This is a genomic window from Streptomyces katrae, assembly GCF_000966975.1.
Lineage (GTDB): Bacteria > Actinomycetota > Actinomycetes > Streptomycetales > Streptomycetaceae > Streptomyces > Streptomyces katrae.
In genome coordinates this window covers 1-8,098 of record NZ_JZWV01000885.1, presented here as the reverse complement: position 1 = coordinate 8,098, position 8,098 = coordinate 1, and the positions used below count along the sequence as shown (strand labels likewise).

9 protein-coding genes are annotated in these 8,098 nt (G+C 71.5%); all 9 read right to left on the bottom strand.

Going from position 1 to position 8,098, the window contains the following annotated elements; genetic code table 11:
• Positions 1 to 585, bottom strand: a 585-nt coding sequence (locus VR44_RS28865; RefSeq protein ID WP_045950554.1) for an isocitrate/isopropylmalate family dehydrogenase, incomplete at its 3' end; no start/stop codon positions are given.
• Positions 582 to 2,606, bottom strand: a complete 2,025-nt coding sequence (locus VR44_RS28860; RefSeq protein WP_052713873.1) for a LeuD/DmdB family oxidoreductase small subunit — start codon at positions 2,604 to 2,606, stop codon at positions 582 to 584. The genes VR44_RS28860 and VR44_RS28865, both read right to left, overlap by 4 nt.
• Positions 2,603 to 3,829, bottom strand: a complete 1,227-nt coding sequence (locus tag VR44_RS28855; protein WP_045950553.1) for a GNAT family N-acetyltransferase — start codon at positions 3,827 to 3,829, stop codon at positions 2,603 to 2,605. The genes VR44_RS28860 and VR44_RS28855 overlap by 4 nt, the downstream gene beginning before the upstream one ends.
• 10 nt (positions 3,830 to 3,839) lie before the next feature.
• Positions 3,840 to 4,628 (bottom strand): class I SAM-dependent methyltransferase, encoded by a 789-nt coding sequence (locus VR44_RS28850; RefSeq protein ID WP_045950552.1) that lies wholly within the window; start codon positions 4,626 to 4,628, stop codon positions 3,840 to 3,842.
• Positions 4,625 to 5,785 (bottom strand): LeuA family protein, encoded by a 1,161-nt coding sequence (locus VR44_RS28845; RefSeq protein ID WP_045950551.1) that lies wholly within the window; start codon positions 5,783 to 5,785, stop codon positions 4,625 to 4,627. Before VR44_RS28845 ends, VR44_RS28850 begins: the two co-directional genes overlap by 4 nt.
• Positions 5,782 to 6,369, bottom strand: coding sequence for a hypothetical protein (locus VR44_RS28840; RefSeq protein ID WP_045950550.1), 588 nt, complete (start codon positions 6,367 to 6,369; stop codon positions 5,782 to 5,784). The genes VR44_RS28845 and VR44_RS28840 overlap by 4 nt, the downstream gene beginning before the upstream one ends.
• Entirely contained in the window at positions 6,366 to 6,689 is a 324-nt protein-coding gene (locus VR44_RS28835) for a chorismate mutase (protein ID WP_045950549.1), read from the bottom strand. The genes VR44_RS28840 and VR44_RS28835 overlap by 4 nt, the downstream gene beginning before the upstream one ends.
• Positions 6,686 to 7,624, bottom strand: coding sequence for an arginase family protein (locus tag VR44_RS28830; RefSeq protein WP_052713872.1), 939 nt, complete (start codon positions 7,622 to 7,624; stop codon positions 6,686 to 6,688). Before VR44_RS28830 ends, VR44_RS28835 begins: the two co-directional genes overlap by 4 nt.
• Positions 7,621 to 8,098, bottom strand: a 478-nt coding sequence (locus tag VR44_RS41520) for a GNAT family N-acetyltransferase (protein WP_052713871.1), incomplete at its 5' end; no start/stop codon positions are given. The genes VR44_RS41520 and VR44_RS28830, both read right to left, overlap by 4 nt.

Below are 8,098 nucleotides of genomic sequence, written 5' to 3'. Positions count from 1 at the left end.
CAGCGGTCCGGCGCTCGGCATCGCGTTGCTCTTGTCCACCAGGGTGAGCCGGCGGCGGCGGGAGCGGGCCAGTTCGAAGGCGGCCGTGACCACCCGGTCCACCGCCCAGCGGGTGTGGACGCCGACCTCCATCGCGACGTGTCCCGGGCCGCCGCCGCGGACCGTGCCGCCGACGCCCACGTACACGTCCTCGGTGTTCTCCCGCACGATGACGAGGTCCACGTCCTCGACGGCGCCCACGTGCTTGAGGGGGCAGTGCGCGAGCGCGCGCAGCCGCACCGGGCGCAGGTTCACGCCCAGTTCGAGCTGCTGGCGCAGCCCGCCGATGACGCGGATCGCGTGCCGGTTGTCGGGGATCCGGGCGTCGCCGAGCGCGCCGAGCAGCACCGCCCGGTGGTCGCGGCGGATCGCCTGGATGTCGATCTCGACGTCCCCGTGCTCCAGGAACCAGTCGGCGCTGTAGGGCAGCACCTCGGTCTTCAGACCGGTCCCGAAGACGTCCTCGACCACCGCGTGCACCTTCAGCACCTCGGCCATGACCTCGGGTCCGATGCCGTCTCCCGGGATGACCGCGAGGGTACTCATCCGGCCGACGCCTCCGCCCGTACCTGCGCGCCCGCGTAGGCCACCAGGCCGCCCGCGGTGAGCAGCTCCCGCTCGAACGCGGACGGCGGGGTGATGGGGGCGGAGGTTCCCCGGGTCACGTTGACCAGTTCGCCGCGCTCGTCGTCGACGACCAGCCGGTCGCCCTCCCGGATCCCGTACGCGAAGTCCCCGACCTCGACGAGCCGCAGGCCGATGTTGAGGGCGTTGCGGAAGAAGATCCGGGCGAAGCTGTGCGCGACGACGAAGGGAGCGCCGGAGGCCTTGATGCCCATCGGGGCGTTCTCGCGGGAGGAGCCGCAGCCGAAGTTCATGCCGCCGACGATCACCGAGTCGCTCAGGTCGTGCCCGGACGCCGCGTAGTGGTCGAGGAAGGGCTGGTTCCCCGCGTGGGCCATGATGTGCTTCTTGTACTCGGCCGGGTCGGGGATCTGGCAGAAGACGCCCGGCAGGATCACGTCGGTGTTGACGTGGTCGCCGAACACCCAGGCCAGGCTTCCGCCGTCCGCCGGGCCGCCCGTGCCGGGCGCCGCCGGGAGCTCTTCCGTACCGCCCGTGAGCGGGGCCCGGCCCTCGCGCGCCGCGTGGAGCGCGAACAGCTCGTCGATGCCGCGCCGCAGCGCGTCCTCGTCGGTGTAGTAGTCGCTCCGGTCTCCGATGGGGGCGAGGACGCCGGTCAGCGCGGCGCGGGCCGCGATGGCGGGGCTGGCCAGGACGACACTGGCGTCGACGTCGCCGCACCGGCCGCGGAAGTTGCGGTTCGAGGTGAAGACCGCGACCTCCCCCGCGCCCAGCACACCGGACTTGATGCCGATGCACGGACCGCAGCTGGAGGACTCCACGTAGCAGCCGGCCTCGATCAGCACGTCGATCAGGCCCTCCTTCATCGCCGCCCGGTACGCCTTCTGGGAGGCGGGGATGACGATGGTGCGCACCCCTTCGTGGACGCGCCTGCCCCGCAGGACGTCCGCGACGACCCGCAGGTCCTCCAGGTGCCCGTTGGTGCAGGAACCGATGAAGACCTGGTCGACCGGTATCTCGCCGTTCTCGTTGGCCCTCCGGGCCAGCGGCGCCACGCCCGTCATCAGGTCCTCGCGGCCCTCGTACTCGCCCCAGTTGCGCAGCAGGTGCTGGAGCTGGTGCGTGCCCACGGCGTTGTCCGGGGAGAACGGCAGCGCGACCGTCGGCTCGATCAGGCCCAGGTCGATGTCGATCACGTCGACGTACTCGGTGTCGTCCTCGTCGATCGTGAAGCCGGGGTAGGTCACCTCGTCGCCGAGGTAGTCGGCGAGCACCCGGTCCGTCGGGAAGAGGCCGTACTTGGCGCCCATCTCCACGGCCATGTTGCTCAGCGACAGCCGGTCGGTGATCGCCAGGGAGGCGAGGCCGGGACCGCCGAACTCCAGGCTGCGGTAGACCGCCCCGTGCACACCGATCAGACCGCACAGGTGCAGCGCCACGTCCTTGCCCTGCACGTGCGGACGCAGGCTGCCGTGGAAGCGGACCAGGGTCGCCTCGGGCACCCGCATCCAGACGCTGCCCCGGACCAGGGCCATGGCCAGGTCGGTGGAGCCGATGCCGGTGGCGAGCGAACCTATCGCGCCCGCCGTGCAGCTGTGGGAGTCGGCGCCGACCGCGACGTCGCCGGGGCGGATCAGCCCCTGCTCGATGAGGATCTTGTGCTGGATGCCGCCGTCGTAGCCCACGTCGAACACCTTGATCCCGTGCTCGCGCGCGAACCGGCGCAGCTCGACGAGGATCGAGGCCATCGAGGCGGTGTGCGTGGGGACGACGTGGTCGAAGACGAAGGCGGTCCTCTCACGCTGCGCGGCGAGGCCGGCGGCTATGTACTCGTCGTCGAAGCCGGAGTCCCGGAGGATGTCCAAGGCCCACTTGACGGTCATCTCGCTGCCCCAGCACAGGTCGAACGGCAGGTCCACGACCTCGCCGGTGCTGACGGGACGGCCGAGTTTGTGCTCGAAGAGCTGTCGTACGAGAGTCATCGCAGAACGCGTCCATCCTGGTTGCCGAGAAGCTGTTTCTTGAGGCAGTCGAAGACGGTGACGTACGGCTCGATCCGCCGGTGCGCCGAGGGCGAGGAGAACCGGATCCAGCCGCGCACCGGTGCCGGGCGGCAGCCGCGCAACCGCTTCGCGTCCGCCGAACCCATGCCGTACGAGATGCGGCGGACGCCGCCCGCCACGGCCCGTTCGACCTGGTGGTAGAAGACGAGATTGAAGTAGGCGTAGCCGGCCCCCACCGCGGTGGCGTCGAAGCCGAGGAACTTGGGGTGCAGGACGCCACCGGCCTCCAGGCACAGCAGGAAGCCCGAGACGTCCGGACCCCGCTCCTCCTCCCGCCGCACCACGTACAGTGCGGGTCCCAGCGCCGGGGCGGCCAGCAGCGCGGTGAACAACCGCTCCATCGCGCCGCGGTCCACGGGCAGCCCGTACTTCTTCTGCTGTCCCTCGGACAGTTCGGCGCAGCGGGCGATCAGCTCCGGGTCCGGGTCCGCGATCCGCTCCACGCGCAGCCCGGCCTCGCTGAACTTGCGGATCTCGGCGCGCACCACCGTACGGCGCTTGCGCTCCAGGGTCCCCAGGTACTCCTCCAGCGAGGCGCAGGCCCCGAGGTCGAGGTCGTACTCCAGGTCGGAGAGGAACTCGAGGTATCCGTGGCCGGCGAGCGCCCGGTGCAGGTCCGCGTCTCCGCCGGACTCCCACAGGAAGGACTGCGAGGGGATCCCCTCGGCCCGGCAGAACGCGTCCACGGCGGCGAGCAGTTCGCCGATCGCGCCCTCGCGGGCGGTCCCGGGCAGGGTGAGCACATCGCTGGCGTAGCCGTACGGGCTGGTCATCACGAGCGCCGGGTAGGCCGCCGCACGCGTGTGCCCCGCCTCGGCGCGCACGACGGCGGCGAGCAGCGCGCCCGCCTCCGCCGACTCCTGCGGCGACCGGTCCCGCTCCAGCGCCTGCCGGAGGTGGTCCATCTCGTAGTCGCCGAACAGGGCGCCCGTCGGATCGTGGTAAGGGAACGCGTCCGGGTCCCGGACCAGCAGACCCTGTACGCCGGCCACCGTGCGCCCGCCGTCCCGCAGCAGGAAGAGGACCAGCTCGAACCCGAAGCACTCCTCGACCGCGCGCAGCCAGTCGTGGGAGAGGTACACCCGGTCCGGCGGGACGAGCGCGTCCCACTCCTCACGGCCGACGGCGGACGTCGACCGCATGACGACGACCTCAGTTCCCACGGGCGTCCACGCCCTTCGTGGCGACCGCGATCAGGCGCTCGGCCCGGTGGTCGTAGGGTCCGCCCTCGTAGTCCCCGTGGAAGCGGACCCCGGTGAAGCCGGCGCTGCGCAGCATGTCCCTCAGTTCGGCGGCGCTGTAGAGGTGGAGGGTCATCGACCCCGTGGCCGCGCGCGAGCCCTCGATGGAGTACCAGTCGCTGCGCAGCCGGCTCCAGTCGTCGAGGATGGTGTCCCGCTGGACCAGCACCTTCCCGTCCAGCTCGGACAGCGAGACGCGTTCGTCGCGACGCGCGAGGATCTCCTTGCCGACGAGGTCGACGAGCAGGGTCCCGCCCGGCGCCAGGCTGGTGTGCGCGTTGCGGAGCACCTGCACGTTGTCCTCGTGCCGGTGCAGGTAGCCGAAGGAGGTGAACATGTTGACGACGGCGTCGAAGGCCTCCGGCTCGGCGAAACCGAGCATGTCGGCCTCGACGAACCGGGCCTTGACGCCCGCTTCCCGACAGCGCGTCCGGGCCCGGTCGAGCAGGGGCGCGCTGAGGTCCACGCCGGTGACCGCGTGGCCGGCCCGCGCGAGCGGCACCGTGAACAGGCCCGGTCCGCAGCACAGGTCGAGCACACGGGCGCCGGAGGGGAAACGGAACAGCGGGGACCGCTCCACGATCCGCTCGGCCTCGGCGGCGCGCTCCGCGGAGAACAGGTGCGGATAGAAGTCGTCCCAGAAGGTCTGGTCCGCGAACCAGGCGGAGGCACCGCTACCGGTGTCGTGCTCTGCGCTCATGGACGTACGGCCGTCCGCTCGCGGTGGATCTCGATCACCTGGGCCTCGGTGACGCTGGACTTCGTCAGCACGGACGCCGCCTTGACGTCGAGGAGCACCGCGGCGAGGACCTCGTCGTCGTACGGGAGCCCGTGGGCGTCCAGGACGTGGGCGATGATCCCCTTGCCCGAGTGCTTGCCCATGACGATCCGCCGGGTGTGGCCCACCAGTTCGGGCCGCAGCGGCTCGTACGCGGTGGAGTCCTTCATCACCGAGGACACGTGCAGGCCGGATTCGTGCGAGAAGGCGTTGCCGCCGACGATCGGCTTCATGGGGCTGACCTCGATGCCGGACAGGCCGGCGATGAGGTCCGACATGGGCTTGAGCCGGGACAGGTCGACATTGGTCTCGAACCCGTACAGCTGGGTCAGGGCCACGGTCACCTCCTCCAGGGAGGCGTTGCCCGCCCGCTCGCCGATGCCGTTGATCGTGCACTGGACCTCGTCCGCCCCGCCGAGGATGCCCGCGACCGTGTTGGCCGTGGCGAGGCCGAAGTCGTTGTGGCAGTGGAGCGAGAGCGTCACGCCGATCTGCGAGCGCAGCCGCGAGATGAGGGTGCGGAAGGCGTCGGGCGTGGTGGAGCCGACGGTGTCCGCGACGCCGACCAGGTCCGCGCCGCTCTCCTGGGCGAGGACGAGGACCTCCTCCAGGTAGTCGTACGGGGTCCGGGTGGCGTCCTCGGAGCCGCAGCCGACGTACATGCCGAGGCCCTTGGCGTACTTGATGCCGTCGGCCATCTCGGCCTTCAGCCGCTCGCGCACCGCACTGTCCGTACCGCCGAACTTGACCCGCATGTGCACGTCGGACGTGGGCACGAAGGTGTAGATCGCGTTCGCCCCGCACGCCCTCGCCAGATCGATCTCGGTCCGGTTGGGCCGGCAGAACGCCACCACGCGGGCGTTCAGGCCCAGGGCGGCGATACCGCGCACGGCGTCCTGGTCGGCCTGCGAGGAGGCCGGGAAGCCCGCGTCGATGACGTCGACGCCCATCTCGTCGAGAAGCTGGGCGATCTTCACCTTCTCCTCGACCTGGAAGGCCACCCCGCAGGTCTGCTCGCCGTCACGGAGCGTGGTGTCACAGACGAGGATCTTCCTCGCCGCGGATGCGGTCCCGGTCATGCGCCCTCTCCCAACAGGTACTCGCGGCACTTGGTGCCGATGACTTCACCGGAGAACCGGGGCCGGCGCCCGTAGACGACCCAGGTGGTGGTCACCGCGCCGATGTAGCGGTCCAGGCGCAGCGCTCCGTTCGACTTCTCCAGGTACTCCAGGTGAGTGAGCCCGGAGTCGTAAGCCCCCGCCAGCAGCTGGGCGCCGACCACGGGCTTGGAGGCCACGGGAACCACCTCCTCCCACTGGGACACGTCCACGTAGCCCGCGGTCGCCGGGACCAGCCCGAGGGACCTGGGCCGTTCCACGTCGGCCCGGCTGAGCAGCACCAGTTCCTTGGTGGGATACACGAAGGTGTCCACCACGTGGACCTCGGTGAAGTACCGCTCGGTGAGCAGGTGCACCTCGGGGTGCGCGCTGCACTGCACCAGGTAGTCGGACTCGCCGCGGCGCACCCGCTCCAGGCCCTCGTGCAGGTCGATGGTGAGGTCGATCTTGGCGTCGCCCTCGATGCCCTGGAAGCCGAAGTAGTGCTGCAGGGCGTTCTCGTGGCAGCTTCCCTCGGGGCCGAGGGTGGTGAACGTCAGGGTCATCGTCGTGCCTCCACGGTCTTCGCGGCCGCCGGAGCGTCGATGATCTCGTCCTCCAGGCGGCACGCCTCGTCGATGAGCAGGGTCGCCAGGGAGCGCATGAACTCGGGGGAGAGGGACAGCCGTTCGCCCCGCGCCGCGTAGGCCTCCCGCACCGTGGCGACCCGCTGCGGCTGCATCATCGGAATGCCGTTGGCCCGCTTGACCTCGGCCACTTCGCAGCAGATCGCCAGGCGGGCCGCCACGAGCTCCGCCAGCTGCTGGTCGAGCACCTCCAGCCGTTCCCGGAAGGGCTGGAGGATGTCTTCGGGGGTCGCGTTCATCGCGAGGCCTCCAATGCGAGGGCGCGGGCCGCGCCGCGCAGGGACGGGAGTCCGTATCCGCCCTCCTGGACGAAGACGGTGGGCAGCCGCTGCTCGGCCAGCAGTGCGGCGACGGGCCCGAACACCTCCGGCGCGAGCGTCCAGGAGCCGTGCGGGTCGCCCGCGAGCACGTCGTAGCCGACCGAGACCACCAGGGCCTCGGCGTCCTGCCGGAGCAGGTGCGCCAGGGCGTCCTTCACGAGCGCCAGGAACCCCTCCGTGCCGGGGTCGGACTCCACTCCGAACAGGCCCGGCCCCGGCTCGAAGACGTACGGGAAGTCCTTGGCGTTGCTGGAGTGCACCGAGGCGAACGGCAGGGTGGGATCGCCCTGGACACAGGCCAGCGTGCCGTTGCCCAGGTGGTAGTCGACGTCGAGGATGCCGACCCGGGCCACGCCCTCCTCGCGCAGGGTCCGGGCGGCGACGACGGCGTTGTTGAGGAAGCAGTAGCCGCCGTACCAGCCCGGGCCCGCGTGGTGGCCCGGGGGCCGCACCAGGGCGTAGCTGTTCCCGCCCCCGCGGGCCGTCAGCTCGGCCGCCCGGACCGCGGCTGCCGCCGCGCCCAGCGCGGCGGGCCAGACCCCGCGGGTGACCGGGGTCTCCTGTTCCAGGCCGGGGGCCGAGAAGGCGCTGTCGAGCACCGAATCCCGGCCCTCGGGCACCCCGCCCCGCAGGTGGTCCAGCAGGGCCGCCTCGTGCACCGCACCGACCGTCCGCTCGGCGCGGGCCGCGCTGTCCTCACCGAGCGCGGCCACCACCGCGCCGCCGTCCAGCAGGCCGGCCAGGATCTGGTGGATCCGCTCGGGTATCTCCTTGCTGGCCACCTGGGCGCCGCCCGGCTCGACCGTGAACGGCAGCGCCTCGGACTCCTCGGGTACCACCACGTGCAGCGTCATGACAGGTCCTTGATCACGCGAGGGCCGATGACACGGAAACCGGAGCGCTCGTAGAACGCCAGGGTCCGCGGGTAGGAGGGGAACTGCTGGGCGGGCAGGCAGACTTCGACCCGCCGGACGCCGTCCGCGGCGCACCGCGCGTCCAGCGCCTCCAGCAGCAGGGCCGCGACCCCCTTGGACCGCAGCTCCGGTGCCACCCACAGTTCCTGGACGTGGCGGTAGGGGGCGGCGAGCCGCAGGGCGGTCTGGGTGGTGTACCCGAGTACGCCGACCACCCGCCCGTTCCTGTCCCGCGCGACCAGCACACCGGAGCCGTCCTTGCCGGCGATGGCCTCGTCCACGGCCGCGCCGAGGCCCGGGATCGTGTGCGAGGGGTCCCCGCGCAGCTCCCGCAGGAGGGCGGTGACCGCCTCGGCCACCGCCGCCGCCTCCGCCGGCTCGGCCGGACCCGTCTCGAACTCCACCGTACTCATC